This is a genomic window from Fluoribacter dumoffii NY 23 (genome assembly GCF_000236165.1).
Classification (GTDB): Bacteria; Pseudomonadota; Gammaproteobacteria; order Legionellales; family Legionellaceae; genus Legionella; species Legionella dumoffii.
Genome location: NZ_CM001373.1, coordinates 2,132,074 through 2,153,015, shown reverse-complemented (window position 1 = coordinate 2,153,015; position 20,942 = coordinate 2,132,074). Strand labels below are relative to the sequence as shown.

Here is a 20,942-nt window from a genome sequence, read left to right as displayed (position 1 = left end):
ACTGATTTTGATTCACGTAACCCGGAGAATTCCGGGTTACGTTATATTGCATTCACATCTGTGGTTTTAATGCCTCAACTTCTGTGAAAGAAGGTCTTTCTTGCCAGTTTCTATATTCTTCACTTTGATAGATTTGAAAAAATTCAGAACGATTTAAAATATCTCTGGCTTCGGAATTACGTAACAGAGTCGAAATGGAACGCCCATTGGATAAAATTCCATTCAGTTTTTCTACGAGTTGCTCGGCTTGTGTAAAGGGATCGGAGTTTTCCTGAATCAGGTCTGGTAAAAATTGAATGATTGCTTTAGCTATTTGCTCATCTGTTAAGTAAAAAATTAAGCGTGTACTGGAGATTTCGATAAAGTTTTTCTTGGACTCCATAATCAGATTGGATAAAAAATTGGGATTATCTTTTAAATGTGAATTTAATTTTTGGCTAAACCCAAGATGTTCCCTGTGCGCAATTAACATGGAACGCAGGCTGGGGTCAGGGTGGGCAAAGGTTTCTTTGGATATTGTTTTCAACCAGAGGATGAAGTCTGGATCCTGCTCCTCCTTAAATTGAAAACCGGGTGAAATTTTAGGGTGAGTAAGGTACCTGTCCCAGTTAACAGCGGGCATTTTGTGTTGGGCAGCCAGAACATCAACCGAATTTTTTATAGGCTCAAAATTAATCCTCCACTTTTCAAAGTGAGGCAATGCTGCGCCTATGGCTTTTACCAGTCCAACGAAAGTGTGACGATCATCATCCTGATAGTTTTCAATTGCTTCCTTGAGCTGCTGGATTTCTGGATAGGCATATTTTCCATTTCTCATCGGTAATAAATGGAAAACGGATTTCATCGCTTCGTTCAAAGCAGAAAAAGGGTCATCCATAGATTCATCCTCATAAGGAGCAGGCCCTTCTTTAAAAGTAGATTATAAAGATTGAAAATGCCAAACTATTTTACATAATGTTTGCAAAAAAAATTGATTTGGTAAAAAAAATGCTTAAAATCAGTATATTTATGTGTGCGGTGCAGCATTTTAGTCTGCCTTAAAAAAACTCTTGGAGTTTTAGTTATCCTGCTTCCCAGAATGAATCCAAAGTGATTGTTCAGGATAGTTCTGATACAATAAGCCTATTATTTTTCTGAGGTAATGGTGAAGAACATGCAGTCTTTCAAAGTGAGCTGTGTCATTATTATTGCCATAGTTTTTTGGGCTTCAGCATTCGTGGGAATACGGATAGGTTTAACCGGCTATTCACCCGGGGCGCTTGCCCTTTTGCGTTTTATTGTTGCCTCACTGTGTATGTTGATTATCTACTCAAGCCTGGGCATTAAAAAACGGGTGGCCTGGAAGGACCGTTTGCAATTGCTTTTTGCAGGGATGGGCGGTATCGGGATTTATAACATTTGTCTGAATTACGGTGAATTAAGCATTTCTGCAGGTATAGCCAGTTTTATAATGGGTTTAATGCCGGTTATGACAGTACTTTTATCGCTGATTTTTTTAAGAGAGAAACTGACGCCTGGCGTAGGCTTGGGCATCCTTGTCAGTATCCTGGGCCTGACTTTATTGGCTCTAGGTGAAAATACCGAACCGGGAATGCAGCAGGGAATTTTGGCAATTTTGGTTTCGGCGCTCATGGGGGCTATTTTAACCATTATCCAAAAGCAATTTGTGAGTGTCTATCATCCTGTTGCCATAATTTCCTGGGTGATGTGGGGCGGTACTTTATTGTTGTCTGTCTTCTTGCCCGATATGCTCCAGCAAGTACGAATCGCCGATTTTCAAACCACTGCAGCAGTAGTTTACATGGGGATTTTCCCGGCAGCACTTGCTTATCTGGCATGGGGTTATGTACTAAAATATTTACCCGCTTCCAAGGCATCCATAACCCTTTATGCCCTTCCCATCGTGTCGACTCTAATGGGGTTTTTCTTGTTAGGCGAGCACCCTTCAATGCGTTCACTTCTTGGCTGCAGCATTACCTTGGCGGGTGCTTTTATTGCCAATCGCTTTCAGGTACGTCCCTCTTTTGCCCCAAAAGAGCAACTTTCCACTTAGGTTGCCGTCAAGTTTCTGATTTATTCTCTGTGAAAAGAGAGAAACAGGGTTTATACTTTTTATTTTGATGTCTTTGGTGAGAGTACTCATGGAATTGAGAATAGACAATACCCCGTTTAAAGCGTTATTTCAGCCTCTTGATTTAGGGTTTACCCAGTTAAAAAATCGTTTGTTAATGGGGTCAATGCACACAGGCCTTGAAGAAGACAAGGAAAGCTTAAATCGATTGGCACAATTTTATCGGGAAAGAGCGCTAGGAGGCGTGGGATTAATCACCACAGGTGGTTTTGCTCCCGATCGGGCAGGGCGTTTGGCACCTTTTGCAGCTAAATTGACCAACAGTAAAGAACAACAACGCCATGAATTAATCACGCACACAGTGCATGAAGCCGGCGGTAAAATTATTCTGCAAGCATTGCATGCAGGCCGCTATGGTTTCCATCCGTTTATCGTGGCACCCAGCGGCATCAAATCGCCCATTAGCCCCTTTAAACCCTGGGTAATGAGTCAATATCGCATTAAAAAGACCATTAAACATTTTGCCCGCTGCGCTCGTCTTGCCCAACTGGCTGGTTACGATGGCATTGAAATTATGGGCAGTGAAGGCTATTTAATTAATCAGTTTATCGTAACGCATACCAATCAACGCCAGGATGAGTGGGGCGGCAGTTATGAAAATCGTATCCGTTTTCCCATAGAAGTGGTCCGCAGTGTACGTGAAGCAGTAGGGGAAAAATTTATTATTATCTTTCGTTTGTCCATGCTCGATTTGATTGCCGATGGCAGCAGCTGGGAAGAAGTAGTGATGCTTGCCAAAGAGATTGAAGCGGCAGGGGCTACACTGATTAACACCGGTATCGGTTGGCATGAAGCCAGAATTCCTACCATAGCTACCATGGTTCCTGCTGCAGCCTTTGCCCCTCTTACCCAGCATTTAAAGCCGGAAGTTAAAATTCCAATAATTACCTCCAATCGCATTAATACGCCTGAGATAGCGAATGAATTAATCGAGTCAGGAGTAGCGGACATGGTGTCTATGGCCAGGCCATTCCTGGCTGATCCCTTATTTGCAGAGAAAGCCAAAAAAGGGGAAAGTGAGGCAATTAATGTATGTATTGCATGCAATCAGGCTTGTCTGGATCGCGTGTTCGTCAATAAAACAGCATCTTGTCTGGTTAACCCGCGTGCATGTAATGAAACTGAATTGATTTATGAGGTCACCGCGCAACCGAAAAATATTGCCGTAGTAGGATCAGGACCGGCAGGGCTCGCCTTTGCCACAGTTGCAGCAGAGCGAGGGCATCAAGTCACCTTATTTGAAAAGAATGAGCAAATAGGCGGTCAGTTTAATTTGGCAAAAAGAATTCCAGGCAAGGAAATTTTTCAACATACCCTGGACTACTTTAATTATCAGCTGCAGAAATTTAAAGTGACCATCCATTTAAATACCGAAGCCACAGTAGAACAATTACAAGGTTTTGATGAAATCGTTTTAGCCAGTGGAATCAAACCGCGTATTCCAACGATTAAGGGGATTGAGCATCCCAAAGTAGCAAGTTATATTGATGTAATTACAGGTAAAAAAGAAGTTGGCCAAAGAGTGGCTATCATTGGGGCCGGAGGAATTGGTTTCGATGTAGCTGAATTTTTGACCCACCAGCATCCGGTTCCCAAGGATCAGTTCTATAACGAGTGGGGTATTGATATCTCTGGAAAATTCAGAGGAGGACTTAAACCACCCGAAATTACCCCCAGTCCGCGGGAGGTCTATTTACTGCAACGCAAAAAGGAAAAAATGGGGCAGCGCTTGGGCAAAACCACTGGCTGGATTCACCGTTTAAGTTTAAAACATAAGCAGGTGAAAATGATTTCCGGCGTCCATTATGATGCCATAACTGATGAAGGCTTGCATGTTCAAGTGAATGATAAAGCACAGGTTCTTCCTGTGGATACTGTGGTAATTTGTGCGGGTCAAATTGAATTGGCTGATTTGTTCACCCCCTTAAAGGAAGCAGGAAAAACTGTGCATCTAGTAGGTGGAGCTTACAAAGCCTTGGAACTGGATGCCCGCCATGCGATTGATCAGGCGTGTCGTTTGGCTGCTTTAATTTAACCCAATCCTTATGGTGTTTGATAGTGCGTTTGTCTTGACTTAGCTGCCGGATTGTTCCTATTAATTGAAAAATAGCATATGATCCCCGTGAAGGCGGGGATCCATCAGCGCATGAGTTGTGCTAAACTAGAATCAGATTTTTCGTTATGCGGAAACAACAGTAAGCATCCATTTTGCTGTAATACCCCTAGATAACCAAACACCCAAAAAAGGGCTGAGGTATTGGATAATTTTATAAATATAGTGCATTATTTTGTTTATTTTGTTATTATACTGTTCAATTTTTATATCACTTAGCTTTTTCTAGGTAATCTTTTAACCGATCAGGATTTTTATGTCTCAAGAAATCACAAGCTTTGCGTCCTTTAATTTTTCCGATGCTTTAAACCAGGCACTAGAGGATATGAAGTTCACTACTCCTTCCCCGATTCAAGCTCAAACCATCCCTTTATTATTGGAAGGTCGTGATGCTATCGCCCTTGCGCAAACAGGAACAGGGAAAACTGCTGCGTTTGCGTTACCTATATTGCAAAATTTGTCTAATGTGCAGGGTACACAAGCTTTAATTTTAGCCCCTACTCGTGAACTGGCGATTCAGGTTGCAGAGCAATTTCAATTATTAAGCGCCAACCAACGTGGAACTACAGTTGCAGTTTTATGCGGTGGACAAGATTACGGCCGACAATTAAAACAATTAAAAGGCGGTGCCCAAGTTGTAGTTGGAACTCCCGGCCGTATTCTGGATCACATTGAAAGACGTACACTAAATTTAGATAATTTGCGTACATTTATACTTGATGAAGCCGACGAAATGTTGCGAATGGGCTTTATTGAAGATATTGAAACCATTATGGCAAAGCTGCCTGAAGAAAAACAAATAGGCCTATTTTCAGCAACTATGCCTTACCGTATTCGGCAAATTGCCAATACTTATCTGCATAACCCGGTATCCATTGAAATCCGTGCAGAAACCGCAACGGTAAAAAGTATTGAACAACGCTTTTTATTCGCTTCCGGGCATCAAAAGCCTGATGCCTTGTTGCGTGTTTTGGCTGTAGAGGAATATCAAGGGGTTATCGTATTTGTGCGCACCAAGAGCAGCACTGAAGAAGTTGCTGAAGTATTGCAGCAACAAGGTATGCGTGCCATGGCCATTCATGGTGATATTACCCAGGCTTTGCGTGAACGTATTATTGCCCAGTTCAGACAAGGGGCAATTGATATTCTTGTTGCAACTGATGTTGCTGCACGTGGTCTGGATGTGGATAGGGTAACCCATGTGATTAACTATGATTTGCCGCATGATAACGAAACCTATGTCCATCGTATCGGCAGAACAGGAAGGGCTGGGCGTTCCGGGGTTGCGGTTTTATTCGTCACTCCAAAGGAATCGCGTTTAATCAGCAGTATTGAGCGTCATACCCGTCAACGCATTGCGAAAGTGACGGTACCTAATGACCATATGATTCAGGTTGCGCGACAACAACGGTTTATGGCAAACATTACGGCACGTTTAGAACATGAACACCTACCTTCGTACAAACGCATTATTGAAGAATACATTAAAGAAAATGATGTATCTGCTGTGGATGTGGCTGCAACGCTTGCCTTGTTGTTAAACAAAGACCTGCCTTGGCAAAAAGAGCAAGCTTTACCCAAACCAATTCGTCAAGGTAAAGAAGCCCATGTTGAACGCAGCGGTAAATTTGAACGCTCACGAGATGATCGCAAAAGTTTTGCAGATAAGAAAGGCTCGCGGGACGGACGTAAAAAATTCAATGATGAGCAGGTGGAACAAGATTTGTTTAGAATCGATGTAGGTAAGGTCCATGGTGTAAAACCAGGCAATATTGTTGGTGCAATTGCGAATGAGGCGGGTTTGCAAAGTAAATATATTACCGGCCTTAAAATTCATGATGACTATTCAACTGTGCGCTTGCCTAAAGGCATGCCTAAAAAGGTGATGAGTGATCTGACCAAAGCCTGGGTTTGTGGACGCCAGCTGAAAATTACTTTAATCAGCAACGCTTGATGGGTCGCCTGGGTTAAGGCGATGCCAAAGCCCAGGGATTAAACGCGTAGTTGAAAGCCATGCTTAAAAGATGTCCCTTTATTCACTATGTTCTGTAGGATAATAAAGCTACGGTTGTTGCTGCGGCCAGTACCACAAGTCCTGCTGTAACCGGAGTAAAAAAAGCATGGGGATTTTCTCCTTGTCCTAGTTTTTCCCGCAGTTCCTTTTTAATTTGCCCAATCTTTTTCTTTACCGAGTTTATCCGATCACTGGGGTCGGTATTTACAGTTATAGCAGGTAAATATCGTTCCAAAAATTCGGTATTGGCACAGTGTATTTCATGCGCTCGCCCGTCTTTTTCTGAGTAAAAAAATAAAGAGGCACGGGCAATGGCCTCAAATGCAGAGGCACTTAAGCGCAATTTATCCGGTTCACTCCAGTGTGAAGAATCCGTAATTTTGGAGTTAAGCTGGTAACGCGGATCCTTTATTTTATTTTCAGTACAACCTTTGATGGCTTCTTCTAATTCTTGTACATCAGTAAGAATATGTTCCATATAATCCAGACACTTGAGGATAAAATTGTGTTCAAAAGCCATTGCCTAAGCCTCCCTGGCGAAAAATACTCATATAAATAGCATTTTTTTGGGGGGCAATCAAAAAACGTATAGGTTTTTTTTTGTCCATGAAATAAACATAATTTTGTTCTATCTCGATGTTTACAAGAATTTTTATTTGTTTAACTAATTGATAAATATAAAAAAATAGATATAAATGAGCTTTCGTAAAAAAATTGCTTATCAATGATCTTTCATACTATAATGCGAAAGGCATTTGTTTTTAAAATAACCAGATAAACTCTTCAAAAATCAGTGCGGTAGCCATCTTAAAATGAAAGATGCCACTGCTTTTTTTAGGGATTAGAACTTAAGGGTATTCATGAAATTATTAGCAACTATAGGGGCTTTTTTATTTTCTGGGATTGTTTCAGCTACACCTCTTCATAATATAGTTGTATTTGGTGATAGTTTGTCTGACAACGGTAATTTATATAAGTTTATGAAATATCAATTACCCCCATCCCCTCCTTACTTTCAAGGCCGTTTTTCTAATGGGCCTGTCTGGATAGAACATGTAATTGCTTCTTATTTTCCCAAGGATTCTGCGGCTCATTTAATGGATTACGCATACGGGGGAGCGGGGGTTTCGGAGGAAGAAGGGGCCGATGATGTTTTGTTTACATTAAGAAGAGAAGTGAACAACTATTTAGCAGAGCATCATGATAAAGCAAGTGAAGACAGCCTTTATGTGATCTGGATAGGTGCTAATAACTACCTTGCCTTTCCTTCTGAAATCGAACAGACATTAACCGAAGTACATACGGGCATTATCCACAGTATTGAGCGTTTAGTAGAAAAGGGCGCAAAGCATATTTTAGTGGTTAACTTGCCGGATTTGGGGCGTACTCCTGCTGCAATTGAATTTGGTTCTGTGGATGAAATGACGTATTTCGCCAGAGAACATAATAATTTACTCAATAAATCCATTGATGAATTAAAACAAGCGCATCCCGATGTAGAGTGGCTGTATTATGATTTGCATCAAGCTTTTGAAGAAGTCATGGCCAATCCTCAGGATTATGGCTTTACCAATATAACCGGTACTTGTGTTAATTCTGTAGTTGAAGATATTACCAAAACCTCGGTTTTAAAAATGGTATCAGCAGTTAAACCCAGATTAACCCAAAGCGCATGTACAGGTTATCTGTTTTTTGATCTGGTACATCCGACTGCCTTGGCCCATCAAATTCTTGGTGAAAAAGCAAGAGAAATGCTCGATCAGGCAGGGATAGAACTGGCTGATTGAAAAAGTTTTGTTATTTCCCGGTCAGCATAGCATAACTTAGGGGAGGGCACTCATTTCTGGATCCTGCCCCGTGCACGCTGGGGATGCACCATTCAAAGGAATCAGTGAATTAGGATAATATGAAATATATTACACGGACAGTTCTGATATTTTTTTTGTTGTTTTCCACCGTTTTTGCAGACCAGCTGGAAATAAAGGTCGATGGTAAAAGCATTAATTTACCGTACTGGCCTACAAAGGAAAAAAAATATGGCGCGGTATTGCTGGTCAATGGAGGGGCACAAGCCCAATCTACTTCCTTGTTGGATAATTTGGCAACTCAATTAGCTCAAAATGGGTGGCAAGTTGTATTACTCAATAATGACAGCCGGGTGAACACTCCATGGATTAAACAATTTCCTGAGGTGATTGCCACTTTACGAAAACAAAAAAACACCCGTATTGTGCTTTTGCATTATGGAGAGCAACTAAAACAAACATTTGATTACCTGGGGAAGTCTCCTGTACCTGACATCGAAGGCCTGGTCCTGTTGTCCGCTTATGATATCCCTCCCTCGACAGATAAAAAACCCGAATTAAAAATGCCCATTTTTGATATTGTTGGCCAGTTTGATTTTGACATGACGAAACAGGATATGGCGGAAAGAAAAAAAGAGTTTGCCTTAAAAAAGAAAAATTATCTAGCTTTGGAGATACCGGGTGCATACCATGATTATGAGTACTCAAGACAGTTACTTTTTTCCTTTATTCATGGATGGATGGTAAAGCTTCCTGAATTTCAACCAAAATCTCCCCCGGTGATGTATTCTTACCTGGTTCCCATTGCATCATTTTTTCAACATCAGATGGCCCAAAATAAAGCATCCAATTGGAGTGGTCATTTCGAGCAACCCCTTGAAATTGATTAAATGAGTTCCAGAGAAAGAATTAAAAAATGATGAATGACAGTACTTGCACCCTATTGATACCCGCATGCTTGAGTAGATACGAAGCAGGGTGAGAAGGAGGGATGCCTATAACCGCTGATAATTCAAGGAGAAAGAGTCAGAGTTACCATCCTTTACTTTCGCAAATCAGTTCATAAGCTTTTACGATTTTCTGGGTTTTTTCATTTGCCATTTTAATCATTTCTTGAGGTAGGCCTTGGGCAATTAATTTATCTGGATGATTGCGGCTTAATAAACGGCGGTATGCTTTTTTTACCTCTTGTTTACTTGCCTTTGGTGACACCTCCAAAAGTGCAAAAGCGTAATCCATGTTGTTTTTCGTAGGTTGATAATTATATCTGCTGTAGGATGAATACGAATGAGAGGATGAATCGGACTGTTGTGACTGCCTGGACTGTTGTGGCTGTTCTTGGGTATTATATTGAGGCTCGGAATAGCTCCTGCCAAAATCTTCATAAAAGCGATATTGATTATGAAGAGGGGCAAACCCCAGTCTGGAAAAAATTTTATCCAGGAGCAGGATCTTTTTGCTATCCAGCCCATCAGCCTGGGCTGCACGATATTGAATATCAATAAAAAGACGTAACAGATCCCGATTATCTTTACAGGTTTTTTTTAGATTTTCCAGCAGGGAATCCAGATTAAACCGGGATTGTTTTCCTTCATTAAATAAATGTTTGGCCAGAGTTTTTTGTTCGCCATTCAAACGCATCTCATCCATAAATAAACGTGCCATGTCCAGTTCCTGTTCTGAAACCCGGCCATCTGCCTTGGCTAAATGTCCCATAACTAAAAAGGTAGCTTCGAAAAAAATTTTTTGAATCGCTCTGCGTTTCTCGGTGTAGTACAGCCAATGAGGATTGGAAAAATAATTATATAAGCCCCGATCAAAGAAATTACCTACCAAGAGGCCAAAAATTGCCCCTGTGGGCCCCGCGATTAAGTAGCCAAAAAATGCTCCAATAATCTTTCCCCACCAGGTTGTTATGATAAAGAAGTCTCGTAGAGACATTAAGATTCCTTATGTTAGTTCGTTCATCTGATTTTATCGCTTTATACCACATTTTAAGTATATACTGTCGCCTTTTGGGTTTGGTTTTATATGCGATTTCTTTACTCTTTTTTAATGTATTTGCTTACTCCTTTTATTGTAGTCCGTTTATGGTGGAAAGGAAGAAGCTTGCCCGCTTACAGAGAGCGTATCGCAGAGCGTTTTTTTCTTGGTAAACAAAAGCATAAACCCGTTGATGTTTGGGTGCACGCAGTATCTTTGGGAGAAGTTATTGCGGCCATTCCTTTGATTGATGCCATGTTGGAAAAAAATTGGACCTTACTTGTGACTACTATGACCCCAACGGGTTCGGAACGCGTACAAGCACGTTTTGGCAATAAAGTAACCCATCAATACTTGCCCTATGATCTTCCGGGAATCCTTAAGCGTTTTTTTAAACAAATTCAGCCTCGGGTTGGCGTGATTATGGAGACTGAATTATGGCCAAATTTAATTTATCAGGCCCGTGCTGCCCACGTTCCTTTACTATTAGCCAATGCACGAATTTCCGATGATTCATTAAATGGGTATAAAAAGATTAAGTTTTTAATTAAACCCATTCTGAATCAATTCTCTGCAATTTTGGCCCAGGGAGAAGAGGATGCCCAACGTTATATCACTCTTGGAGCCCAAAAGGAGAAGGTACATGTTTTGGGGAATATGAAGTTTGATTTGCAAACCGATACCATAGACACCAAACGCTTTAGTGATTTAAAAAATCACTGGGGGCCAGAAAGAATAGTCGTGATTGCAGCAAGCACCCACGAAAATGAAGAGGCGCAGATTTTATCCCATTTAAAACGGCTGCAACAGGCAATTCCCCGGATAATTTTATTAATAGCCCCACGCCATCCGGAACGTTTTCAAACGGTGTATCAATTATGTCGGCAAGCAGGTTTTAAGACTGGCCTACGCTCTGATTTAAACACCTTGAGTCCTGAAAACGAAATTGTGGTGCTTGACAGTTTGGGAGAACTTTTAGGTTTCTATCAAATCAGTGATTATGCTTTTGTGGGAGGCAGTCTAGTCCCTGTGGGAGGGCACAATGTACTGGAACCCATTGCCATGAACGTACCCGTGTTGAGCGGCAACCAGGTCCATAACTTTAAAGCCATTTGCAATGCACTTAAAGAAGCCCATGGGATCTTGTTAGTGCAACAGGCCAATGAAGTCATTGATGGAATCATTCAATTGCATACTGATCCAACATTTCGTCAACAGATGATTAAGAATGCCGCGGCAGTTTTTGAAAAAAACAAGGGCGCAGTGATACGGCATTTACAGCAAATTGAAGCGGCAATTTAACAGGCTGGGCATTTTTTTATCAGGGAGTAAGTCGCTTGTTACGGTTGCTGAAAATAATATCGCGGAAAGCAAACGTGATGTGACAGCCCCATTTTAAAATAACCAACTGTCTAATCCCGTTTGCAGAGTGCTAAGATAATGACTTGTTCCAGTTCGACTGTAAGTCTTCTTTTATTTCATCTAGGGCAAGAGAGAATTGTTTTCTATTGCCAAAAAAACCTTTTTTGGCGGCAATATCCCCAAGGCTATATCCAGAGCCGGACAATGATAAAAAATGGGTTTGATTCATATTCAGCACACTTAGGCCAGCTCCCAAGGTAGCCCCTCCTAATAAGCCAATAATTTTTAGCCCCCAATATAGAATAGCGATAATTTGAGATGGTTGGCTTGCTTGCTGGGCAAGGTTTAAATCCGAATTGAATTGCACCAGACTTTCTTTGCTTTCAGGTTTTTTCAGTAAATCAAAATAGCTTTTTAACAGTCTGCCAATAGCAACTACCTCATTTCTATTGCCGAGATTATCTTCCAGCTGCACAAGCCGTAGTACGCAAGCTGTCAGGAAGTTTTTATTAAAGATCCTAAGTTCCTTGTTCTCCATAGCATCACCTGTCGCTGATCCTGTTTCGTTGGTTGGCTCTTCAGCCAATATTCCCTCATCGCGTAAGATGTGTATTATTCTTTTCAGGCTGCTGTGGTTCATTGCAGCGGATTCTGTTGTATCAGTTTGATGTGTAGAGTGGGCAGATGAATTGCCATGTTCCATTTGCATCGGGGCAGTGCGACTGCATGCAACATAATGATTTAAAGCATTAAATAATCGGATGCAAGGAGCAGTATTGTCCGGATCTGGATTGGTGGAGGTTTTGCCTTCAGCCCGAATATAAAATACATCCTGAACTGAAATTTCCTCACCGCTTATTTCATCAAAATGCAATTCATAATTTATGACTTCGAAAACAAGCTCAATACCCAGATTTTCTTTGAAATATCTGGCAAGAATCACTCCTTCACAATCCTGATTTCCCCATAAAGGCGGATCATCACTTTTAATTTTTCTGACATAGTCCTTAATATTTTTAAAATCTTTAAAATCCTCTCTTTTTTTTAAAAGAGCAAACAGTTCACTTTCTGCATGACTTTCAGCGTAGTTTGAGCAAATATCCCTTAGATCCTCGATGGAGTAAGAGATTAATCCAGGCATCTGGCCAAGCTGTTGCGACACTGCATCAAAGAAGCAATCCCCATTATCTATCGAGTCATGCACAACCAGTCCATTTTTGTCCAGATAAGCATTAATTGCCTCAACTTGACGTTTTCGACGTTTGTATTTTCCGTTGTACGAATCAACAAATTTACCATTTTTAACTTTCATGACATCTCCTATAGCTTTAATTAATAAGTTACAGGAGGCTCATTAAGATAAGATGAACAATTGAAATAGGTCATACCGTATAAATACAGTATTCTTTTGAGAATTCATCAAATGATGGTCTCATATCGTCCATTACTCCAACGCTCTTAGGAAATTGAGGTGAATTCATCGGGAAAGAATTGAAGCAACTTTGTAATCAGAAATCCCTTATTATGGGCATTTAATTTTCTTTTTAAAATATTAATATAATGCTCAATAGTACGTTTTGATAAACCAAGAATAATTGCTATTTCCTCGGCTGTTTTACCGATAATTAATAAGCGGGCACATTCAATTTGCCGCTGGGATAAACTAATTGATTTGATTCCTGAACGCTCAAGAGAGTAGTCTTTGAAAAACTCATCCAAAGTACCTGCATAAGATTTTATTGGGAAGGGTTCTATGGCGGTATTAGGTAAAATGAATTTATTTTGTTTTTCACTGTAAGTTAATATTTTTGCTGCTCGTTCGATGAAGTAATCACAAAATTTATTTAGTGAAGCCTTGTTATGTACATAATAATTATTCATATCAATTTGATATTTGTCCCCGATAAAATGAAAGTAATCACTGTAATTCTCATGCTTTCTGACAATAGTAAAACTATACCCATATCCAAATTTTTGCGCAGTAGTTTCATAAAAAGCAGAGGATTTTCCATCAAGGGCGGGGGAGTTTAGAAAATAGCCCTCCAGGGTATGCATTGGCGTACGAAGCATTTCAAGCTTGGAAATTCTTTTTTCATGTTGAATGCATTCCAGGTTAAACTGATATTCGGTAGTTAGGAGAAATGCAGTTTTATCCTCATAAGTACGGCAAAAAGTAAAGCCTTTGACAGGAGTTAAATTAAATAGCGGCAAACAGTATTCTTTAATCAAATTACTGTAAATAAAATACGGTGAATCATTGAGTTCATACATACTTTAAAACCAATATTTTCTTATTTTTATGCTAGTATAAATAATTCCTGCTTTCCACTCAGATACCAATTATCTTCAGTCGATATTAGGCCTTCCCTGGCCCATTCCTTTTAACCAAGTCTTGGAGGAGCCCCTTTTACTGCATTGCTGTCTGGGGAGCAATGATAGACAGTATTTGTTGTTTCTACTTCAGAACTTATTTCCCACTTCATTTCATCTCCCCATGGTGAGCGGTATCTAACTGCTTTTTGTACCGAGTAGCGGTCATCATATTGCTCTACATACCGACTTACATTCGCATGGAGATACAGTAATAGCCCCTGGGAAACGATCAGTTGAATGGCTCCACCTTTTCCATGTTCGCTATTGGAAGAGGTGCTGGCGGCAACAACGGGGACATCCAGCATCCAATCAAGGACAGTAAATATTCCTAGTGACTGTCTTAATGGCAGTAGCGTTTTTTTAGTCTCCGGACATTTGGGTTCACCAACCTGAACTTTCTGATGATAATGCTCATCTTTTTTGCAATGATACCCATGGATTCTTCCTGATCCAAATGCATCAGGCAGCGCAAAGTATCTGCTGGTTCCTTTGGGAACCGGTTGTTCCAACCAGTGCAGAAAATCGTTAAACTCCATTGTATTGCAATTAGCAGGTGCTTCGATAATGCTCTTTTTGCCAATAAGGGATTGAATGAGAGAGTTTGTGGCAACTTCTCCTAAGCGAAGTTGTTGCCAATCATCTGCTTTATAGCCTCCTCCAGTCTGCATCGATATCGCCTGTTCGACAGTTACATTTTTTTGACTGTCTTTGATAATATGTTCTCGTATTTCTTTTATTGGGCAAGAGTTGCGCGGATTTACTCTCCGTCTAGGGTTTTCGTGGGGTTGAAAAAATTTCATCATTTTGCTCCAGTTCATGTTGCTTCCAAGGCAACAACTTCTTCATTCCTACACATAGAATAAAAAATAAATATGAAACCAGAATTAAAACTAGAGATGTTTACTACCGTATTTCTACGGTATTTCGTTAAATATGTTTTCAGTAATAATGATAAGGAATACTAAATAGGAGCAAAAAATATGCACTCATTTTTCTTAAAAAAAAATACAACCAAACCTGTGGAGGCAGTATTAAAAAAGGAAATCAAAAAAATTTTAAATAGTCGGCTCGGGTTTATGTTTCTTGAAAAAGGAGATAAAGTAATGAGTTACACCAAACATCCTTATCATGATACCCTGGTTTCAGCGTACACCCCTAATATCATTTACTCTAATGAACGAATGAATCAGGTTCGAGAGGTGATGCGTAAAAGACGGTGTGGGTTTGCGCTGTTTCGAGTTAAAGAAGATACAATTTGCCAGTCCAAGCGTCTAACGAATTATGCGGAAGACATCGAGGGAAAAGATTCATCGAAATTTATTATTGCTCCTGAACTTTTGGAACCCGTAAAAATGCTCCAACATGCTCCGCCTTTTTGAGCATTTTGCATTAAAAATTTAATGAATAGGGTTTTAACAGGTCCGGTACTTTACCTGAACGGGAGATTGTCTCAGGAGGTCCCAATGGGCTTTGATATATCCTTCGGGTTTGAGTTTCTAAGTTCAGCAGCGTTTTCATAGACAATAAGCTAAACGATTTTGGAGATAGAAACTTTTTTTATAGGGGTTCAGCATTTCATTCGCAGAAAATATTCCCGCCTTCGCGGGAATGGCATAAATGTTTAATTTAAATGCAGTGGGTTGCTGATTTTCCGGTTTGCTTGACCTTGCTCTTTAACAAAAGACGGTACTTTGAATCAGTGCCGGGTTTTGGGAAGAGCTCGATTGAGTTAGGCACCCTGGTTTTGTTTTTCTTTGATTTCGGACAAAGTTTTACAATCAATACACAAGGTCGCAGTAGGTCTTGCTTCTAAGCGTTTGAGGCCGATTTCGATACCGCAAGCTTCGCAATAACCAAAGTCTTCATTTCTCAAGCGTTCTAAAGCATCCTCAATTTTCTTAATCAGTTTGCGCTCGCGATCACGAGTACGTAATTCAATACTGAACTCTTCCTCTTGACTCGCTCTGTCGGAAGGATCAGGAAAATTAGCCGCTTCATCTTTCATGTGTGTAACGGTTCGGTCAACTTCTTCCATCAATGATTGACGCCAAGCCAGCAATATTTTTTCAATATGTGCCAACTGTTTTTCATTCATATATTCTTCACCTGGAGTTTCCTTGTAGGGGGTGATTCCCATACTACCTATTGCGTCGTTTTTCACGTTGTGTCGTCTCTCATTGGTTTTATCAATTAATTGTTCAGTCATTTTAGCCTCCGTACCCATTGCGTACAACCTGTGTGCACAGAAAGCGGTAAGGTATATCAAAAAACTATTGTATCATCAATAAAATTATCGCCAACCCCCACTTACTCTGTCATTACCCTGAATGTCTTGCCAACAGGTGACGTTTTTATACTGTAATTCATTGAGTATAGTCTGCACTTGTAATTTTTGATCGTACCCATGTTCTAATAAAATCAAACCACCCGGCAGAAGATACTCATAACCTTGCTTAATTATACATTGTAGATCACCTAAGCCGTCTTGACTACTCACCAAAGCATTCCTTGGTTCAAAACGCAGGTCTCCCTGGTATAAATGCGGGTCGTGTTCGGAAATGTATGGAGGATTGGCAACCAGAGCGTGATAGGGATGTTGCGGGATATTATCAAACCAATTGGACAGGTAAAAACTTACGTTTTGGATCTTATGGTTTTGCGCATTTAATTTTGCAATGCTCAAGGCCTCCTGGATGATGTCTGCAGCGACAATATTCCAATGGGGCCTTTCCTTGGCAAGAGCCAGAGCAATGGCACCGCTTCCTGTGCCTAATTCGAGGACATGGATGTCGGGTTGATTGGGAATCAGCTCCAGTGCCAGTTCTACCAGGCGTTCCGTTTCATGCCGGGGAATTAAAGTATGCTGATTGACCTTTAAATTAAGCGACCAGAATTCCCGCTCACCTATGAGATAGGCAACCGGGATGCCTTGTGCTCTCTGCGCCAGTAAATTCTGGAACATCTCCCATTGGGATTGGCTTAATAACTGTTCAGGATGGGCAAACAAATAGACTCTTGTTTTGTTTAAGACGTGACAAAGTAAAATTTCTGTTTCCAAATCCGGGGATTTTCCCAGAGCCGTGCGAATATTAATCATTTCGTCCCAGTTCTGCGAGCAATTCTGCATGATACTCACGTTTCAAGGGTTCAATAACCAAGCCTAAATTGCCTTCCATTACATCATTAAGTTGATAAATGGTTAAATTAATCCGGTGATCCGTCAATCGACCTTGAGGATAGTTATAAGTACGAATGCGTTCGGAGCGATCTCCACTACCCACTAATGATTTGCGTGTTTGTGCCTGTTCTTTCTTTTGTTTGCTTTGTTCTGCATCCAGCAAGCGGGTTTTAAGTAATGACATCGCCTTGGCACGGTTTTTATGCTGTGAGCGCTCATCCTGGCATTCTACTACCACACCAGTGGGAATATGAGTGATACGTATCGCCGAATCGGTTTTATTGACGTGCTGGCCTCCCGCACCTGAGGAGCGGTAGGTATCAATTCGTAAATCATCCGGATTAATTTGGATGTCATCGATTTCATCCACTTCAGGCATAATCGCAACAGTACAGGCTGAAGTATGGACACGGCCTTGAGATTCAGTTTCGGGTACGCGCTGAACCCGATGCGCACCAGACTCAAATTTCAGTTGCGAATAAACTGCCTGACCACTAATGCGTACTATTATTTCTTTATATCCGCCATGCTCTCCATGACTGGCACTGATTAACTCTTGTTGCCAACCCTGATCTTCCACATATCGGCTGTACATACGATAAAGATCTCCGGAAAAAATTGCGGCTTCATCACCACCGGTTCCGGCTCTGATTTCAAGATAAACGTTACGCTCATCATCAGGATCTTTAGGGATCAAATGCCATTGTAACTGTTCATCAAGTTCGTCTAACTGTTTTTGCGCCCCTTCCAGTTCTTCTGCTGCCATTGAGGCCAATTCTTTATCATCACCTTCGAGTAATTCCTGCAGCGAAGATAAATTATTTTTTGCCTCAATATAGGTTTCATAACATTGGGCAACTGGTTCTAATTGCGCGTATTCTTTTGAAAGCGTTTTAAATTGGTTCTGATCTGCAATTACGGATGCTTCTGATAAAAGGCGACCCACTTCCTGATATCGCTCCAGCATTTGCTGCAGTTTGAGTTCAAGAGATTTCTTCATAGGATGATTGATGTGTTGTTGTATTAAAAAGATATTGAGCTAAAGTAAATAACTCCTCTCGGCCATCTTTGGCTATTTGCCGTAAACCCGCTGTAGGATTATGGGTGAGCTTATTAACCAGACGCTCACTAAACTCGTTTAAAACAACTTGCTGGCATTGGCCGGCGGATAGTTTTTTTAAAGCGCGCTGCAGCTCCTTTTGAGCCAAATCTTGCATTTGACTGCGGTAATCACAAATTACTTGTTTTGCTTTAAGCGAACGGTGTTTGCGGATGAATTTATTTAATTCTGTTTCGACTAATTGCTCTGCATGTAAGGCGGCGTGACGCCGCTCTTCCATTCCTTTATCAATCATGGATTGCAAATCATCAATATTATAAAGTTGGACTTGCTCGAGTTCCTTAATATGTTCTTCCACATCGCGGGGAACTGATAAATCCAAGAAGAACATTGGTGTATGGTTTCTTTGCTTTAATGCTTGCTCAACCAAATCTTTATTAATGAAATGGATGGGACAATTCGTTGCAGAAACAATAACGTCTGCTTTAGGCAAATATTCTGCAATATTGGTAATAGGCACCGTTTGCCCATTAAAGGTGTTTGCAAGCTTCTCTGCATTTTCCAGCGTTCTGCTCGCGACCATAAAATGTTCAACACCTTGTTGACGTAAATATTTGGCTACCAGGGAAGCGGTTTCACCTGAACCAATTAAAAAAACTTTGAGCGATTTATAATCTGTAAAAAATTGACCTATGGAGTGGGCTGCTGCATAGGCAATTGAAACCGGATTAGTTCCAATACCGCTTTGAGTGCGTATCCGTTTTGAGGCACTAAACACATATTCAAAAATAGGGCGTAATTCTGTTTTGATGGCCCCAAGGCTGCATGCATGCTGGTATGCTTGTTTCATTTGCCCAAGAATTTGGGGTTCGCCAATCATCATGGAATCCAGACCACTGGCAACCCGTAACAGGTGTTTAATTCCCTGATGATCCTCATGTATGTAAATATAAGGTGATAATGCGTCCCGAGATAACTGGTATTCTTTTGCAAGCCACTGCAAAATGACTTGTGGATCTTGAATGTCACAATAAATTTCAGTGCGGTTACAGGTAGATAAAATAGCGGCTTCACTCACTTCAGGAAGATTTAAGAAACTCTCAAGGACGAAATCCTGGGTAGCCGGAGATAATGCGACTTTTTCACGCACGTTTATTGGAGCAGTTTTATGATTTAATCCGCAAGCAACAAACACCATAGAATATAAAATACTTGAATATGAATTTTAGAGCTAATCGTGGAATTGTAAACGATTAGCCATTAAATTTGTAGTAGAAGGGCTTTATTTCTTATTCTTATTTCCATAGTGAACTTCCTGCAATCTCGATACAGGGAGCAAAATTCGGGCGTGGATTTCTTCAATAACGCTGCCTTTACCCCTAGGCCGAGCCAGGAATGACAAAAAACACTTGTAAAATTAAAGTACATGTTTTTTCGGTCGCTAACAAGAGTAGAGGGTTTTATAAGAAAATCCCAATTTATGGGGAGACGATTATGGATATTATCCTTCAAGGCGAGCATAGTGGCGAAGAAGCAGCAAAAAGTTTGGCACGAGTATTGGAATTATTTAAAGAACGATATCACATTGCCGCATTTCGTGAGATTCATTTAACCGTTACATTAATGGATGAGCAAGGTGATGATGTTGAATTGGTAGATAGTGAATCCAATCAGGCGTACCGAATTTTTGAGGTATATCGTAAAGGTTATGAATTAAATGGTAGAAAAGGAACACCAGTATTACAATTGATAGTAGATAATACTCGCCCCCGGTGAAGGAGTAATTTATGTTTTTGGCAATTATCGCCATCATCTTGACCTTAATTTTGGTAGTTGGCATTCATGAGGGCGGACATGCACTGGCAGGGCGGATTTTTGCAGTAAAAATTAAAAAAATATCTATAGGATTTGGCAAACCCTTATTGACCTGGCAAAGCCGCAGTGGTTGCGAGTGGGTGTGGGCTTTTTTTCCCCTGGGTGGATATGTCCAGTTTGAGAATACCCGAATTACTCCTGTGGAACCTTCACAATATCCTGAATGTTTCGATAAAAAACCTGTTTGGCAGCGAATCCTGATTTTACTGGCTGGGGCGGCTGCCAATCTGATTGTTGCCTGGTTTACATTTGTTTTGGTCTACAGTATAGGCCTTAGTTATACTTCACCAGAAATCAAGGAAGTCTCACCCAATAGTACTGCGGCGCGCGCAGGAATGTTGCCGGGGGATAAATTGATAGCGATAGGTGGTGAGCCCTCTCCCACCTGGAACGATGTAGGGATGCAGTTAGTAATCCTTTGGGGAAAAAAAGACATCCCAGTGACCCTGTTGCATGCGGATGGCAGACAATCAGCAGTAACGCTTGATTTAAGTCATGAACACTTCCGTGGAGTAAAAACATCTTTATTGAGCCAGCTCGGCATTAAACCCAATTTGTCTGCACCCAAAAATAAACTCCAGGCTCCCACCCTCGTGGATGCAATGCACGAGGCTAATAGTTTTATGGTTAAAATGGTTTATTTTTTTATGATGATCCTGAAACAATTATTCACCGGGGCGATTCCTTTTTCAGTCTTGCTAGGTCCCATTGGAATTTTTGCGGCTTCTGTAGCATCGCTTATGCAAGGAATTGCAGTTTTTCTGTTTTTTATCGCCACCTTAAGCCTTGCAGTTGCCGTGATTAACCTGTTACCCATTCCTGGACTGGATGGTGGGTCGATTGTCTATGCAATTGTAGAAAAAATTCGCGGCAAGCCTGTTTCTGTGCCTATGGAGCTGTTATTGCATCGATTGGTGTTTATTATTTTTTGTGTGCTCCTCGTCCATTTACTAATGAATGATTTGCAGCGGCTCTGAAACGCTTTAAGGGGCATTTTATGAAATTGCTTATCCTATAAAAGGCAAATATAATCGCGCAGTTTTGTTAG

The 20,942-nt window shown here is 40.8% G+C and carries 19 protein-coding genes; 9 read left to right on the top strand and 10 right to left on the bottom strand.

Translation table 11 applies throughout. The features are described 5' to 3' along the window. Nucleotides 1-52 precede the first annotated feature (52 nt). Nucleotides 53-877 carry a hypothetical protein gene (locus KYQ_RS09640; RefSeq protein ID WP_010652687.1) on the bottom strand — a complete coding sequence of 275 codons (825 nt, stop codon included), beginning with the start codon at nt 875-877 and terminating at the stop codon, nt 53-55. Between the two features lie 276 nt (nt 878-1,153). Between KYQ_RS09640 and KYQ_RS09630 the strand changes: the two genes are divergently transcribed. From KYQ_RS09630 to KYQ_RS09620, 3 genes are all read left to right on the top strand, one after another. Beyond that, nucleotides 1,154-2,053, top strand: a complete 900-nt coding sequence (locus KYQ_RS09630) for a DMT family transporter (RefSeq protein WP_010652688.1) — start codon at nt 1,154-1,156, stop codon at nt 2,051-2,053. An 88-nt stretch (nt 2,054-2,141) separates the two neighbouring features. Beyond that, nucleotides 2,142-4,166, top strand: a complete 2,025-nt coding sequence (locus KYQ_RS09625; protein WP_010652689.1) for an NADPH-dependent 2,4-dienoyl-CoA reductase — start codon at nt 2,142-2,144, stop codon at nt 4,164-4,166. A gap of 334 nt (nt 4,167-4,500) precedes the next feature. Then, nucleotides 4,501-6,198 carry a DEAD/DEAH box helicase gene (locus tag KYQ_RS09620; protein WP_010652690.1) on the top strand — a complete coding sequence of 566 codons (1,698 nt, stop codon included), beginning with the start codon at nt 4,501-4,503 and terminating at the stop codon, nt 6,196-6,198. 85 nt (nt 6,199-6,283) lie between these two features. On the opposite strand, the gene KYQ_RS09615 is transcribed toward KYQ_RS09620, so the two are convergent. Further along, a complete protein-coding gene (locus KYQ_RS09615) occupies nt 6,284-6,778 on the bottom strand; it encodes a hypothetical protein (RefSeq protein WP_010652691.1) in 495 nt (164 codons plus the stop codon). A gap of 340 nt (nt 6,779-7,118) precedes the next feature. Here KYQ_RS09615 and plaA point away from each other — a divergent pair, with 340 nt between their 5' ends. Both plaA and KYQ_RS09600 read left to right on the top strand, forming a co-directional pair. After that, complete coding sequence (plaA, locus tag KYQ_RS09605; RefSeq protein ID WP_010652693.1) at nt 7,119-8,045, top strand: GDSL family lysophospholipase PlaA; 927 nt, start codon at nt 7,119-7,121, stop codon at nt 8,043-8,045. A 119-nt stretch (nt 8,046-8,164) separates the two neighbouring features. Then, nucleotides 8,165-8,953 (top strand): alpha/beta fold hydrolase, encoded by a 789-nt coding sequence (locus KYQ_RS09600; RefSeq protein WP_010652694.1) that lies wholly within the window; start codon nt 8,165-8,167, stop codon nt 8,951-8,953. Between the two features lie 142 nt (nt 8,954-9,095). On the opposite strand, the gene djlA is transcribed toward KYQ_RS09600, so the two are convergent. Then, nucleotides 9,096-10,004 (bottom strand): co-chaperone DjlA, encoded by a 909-nt coding sequence (gene djlA / locus KYQ_RS09595; protein ID WP_010652695.1) that lies wholly within the window; start codon nt 10,002-10,004, stop codon nt 9,096-9,098. A 90-nt stretch (nt 10,005-10,094) separates the two neighbouring features. Here djlA and waaA point away from each other — a divergent pair, with 90 nt between their 5' ends. Beyond that, the gene (waaA, locus tag KYQ_RS09590; RefSeq protein WP_010652696.1) at nt 10,095-11,348 is read left to right on the top strand and encodes a lipid IV(A) 3-deoxy-D-manno-octulosonic acid transferase; all 1,254 of its coding nucleotides are present in this window, start codon (nt 10,095-10,097) and stop codon (nt 11,346-11,348) included. 130 nt (nt 11,349-11,478) lie between these two features. Here the strand turns inward: waaA and KYQ_RS09585 are convergent, their stop codons facing one another. The 3 genes from KYQ_RS09585 to KYQ_RS09575 all read right to left on the bottom strand — a co-directional run bounded on the left by KYQ_RS09585 (nt 11,479) and on the right by KYQ_RS09575 (nt 14,584). Further along, on the bottom strand, nt 11,479-12,720 hold the full coding sequence (locus KYQ_RS09585; protein WP_010652697.1) for an OTU domain-containing protein: 1,242 nt from the start codon (nt 12,718-12,720) through the stop codon (nt 11,479-11,481). Between the two features lie 146 nt (nt 12,721-12,866). Further along, nucleotides 12,867-13,679 carry a helix-turn-helix transcriptional regulator gene (locus tag KYQ_RS09580; RefSeq protein ID WP_010652698.1) on the bottom strand — a complete coding sequence of 271 codons (813 nt, stop codon included), beginning with the start codon at nt 13,677-13,679 and terminating at the stop codon, nt 12,867-12,869. Nucleotides 13,680-13,789: 110 nt separating this feature from the next. After that, on the bottom strand, nt 13,790-14,584 hold the full coding sequence (locus KYQ_RS09575; protein ID WP_231294538.1) for a hypothetical protein: 795 nt from the start codon (nt 14,582-14,584) through the stop codon (nt 13,790-13,792). A 177-nt stretch (nt 14,585-14,761) separates the two neighbouring features. Here KYQ_RS09575 and KYQ_RS09570 point away from each other — a divergent pair, with 177 nt between their 5' ends. After that, entirely contained in the window at nt 14,762-15,160 is a 399-nt protein-coding gene (locus tag KYQ_RS09570) for a hypothetical protein (RefSeq protein ID WP_010652700.1), read from the top strand. 350 nt (nt 15,161-15,510) lie between these two features. Here the strand turns inward: KYQ_RS09570 and dksA are convergent, their stop codons facing one another. The 4 genes from dksA to hemA all read right to left on the bottom strand — a co-directional run bounded on the left by dksA (nt 15,511) and on the right by hemA (nt 19,217). After that, on the bottom strand, nt 15,511-15,987 hold the full coding sequence (gene dksA, locus KYQ_RS09565) for an RNA polymerase-binding protein DksA (RefSeq protein ID WP_019349929.1): 477 nt from the start codon (nt 15,985-15,987) through the stop codon (nt 15,511-15,513). Nucleotides 15,988-16,071: 84 nt separating this feature from the next. Then, nucleotides 16,072-16,878 carry a peptide chain release factor N(5)-glutamine methyltransferase gene (gene prmC, locus KYQ_RS09560; protein WP_010652702.1) on the bottom strand — a complete coding sequence of 269 codons (807 nt, stop codon included), beginning with the start codon at nt 16,876-16,878 and terminating at the stop codon, nt 16,072-16,074. Continuing rightward, nucleotides 16,871-17,959: a peptide chain release factor 1 gene (prfA, locus tag KYQ_RS09555; RefSeq protein WP_010652703.1), complete on the bottom strand. Its 1,089-nt coding sequence runs from the start codon at nt 17,957-17,959 to the stop codon at nt 16,871-16,873. The genes prmC and prfA overlap by 8 nt, the downstream gene beginning before the upstream one ends. After that, nucleotides 17,943-19,217 carry a glutamyl-tRNA reductase gene (gene hemA / locus KYQ_RS09550; protein ID WP_010652704.1) on the bottom strand — a complete coding sequence of 425 codons (1,275 nt, stop codon included), beginning with the start codon at nt 19,215-19,217 and terminating at the stop codon, nt 17,943-17,945. The genes prfA and hemA overlap by 17 nt, the downstream gene beginning before the upstream one ends. 296 nt (nt 19,218-19,513) lie before the next feature. On the opposite strand from hemA, the gene KYQ_RS09545 reads away from it, so the two are divergent. Together KYQ_RS09545 and KYQ_RS09540 are read left to right on the top strand one after the other, a co-directional pair. After that, complete coding sequence (locus tag KYQ_RS09545) at nt 19,514-19,795, top strand: hypothetical protein (protein WP_010652705.1); 282 nt, start codon at nt 19,514-19,516, stop codon at nt 19,793-19,795. Nucleotides 19,796-19,806: 11 nt separating this feature from the next. Continuing rightward, nucleotides 19,807-20,871, top strand: a complete 1,065-nt coding sequence (locus KYQ_RS09540; RefSeq protein WP_010652706.1) for a M50 family metallopeptidase — start codon at nt 19,807-19,809, stop codon at nt 20,869-20,871. Nucleotides 20,872-20,942 lie beyond the last annotated feature (71 nt).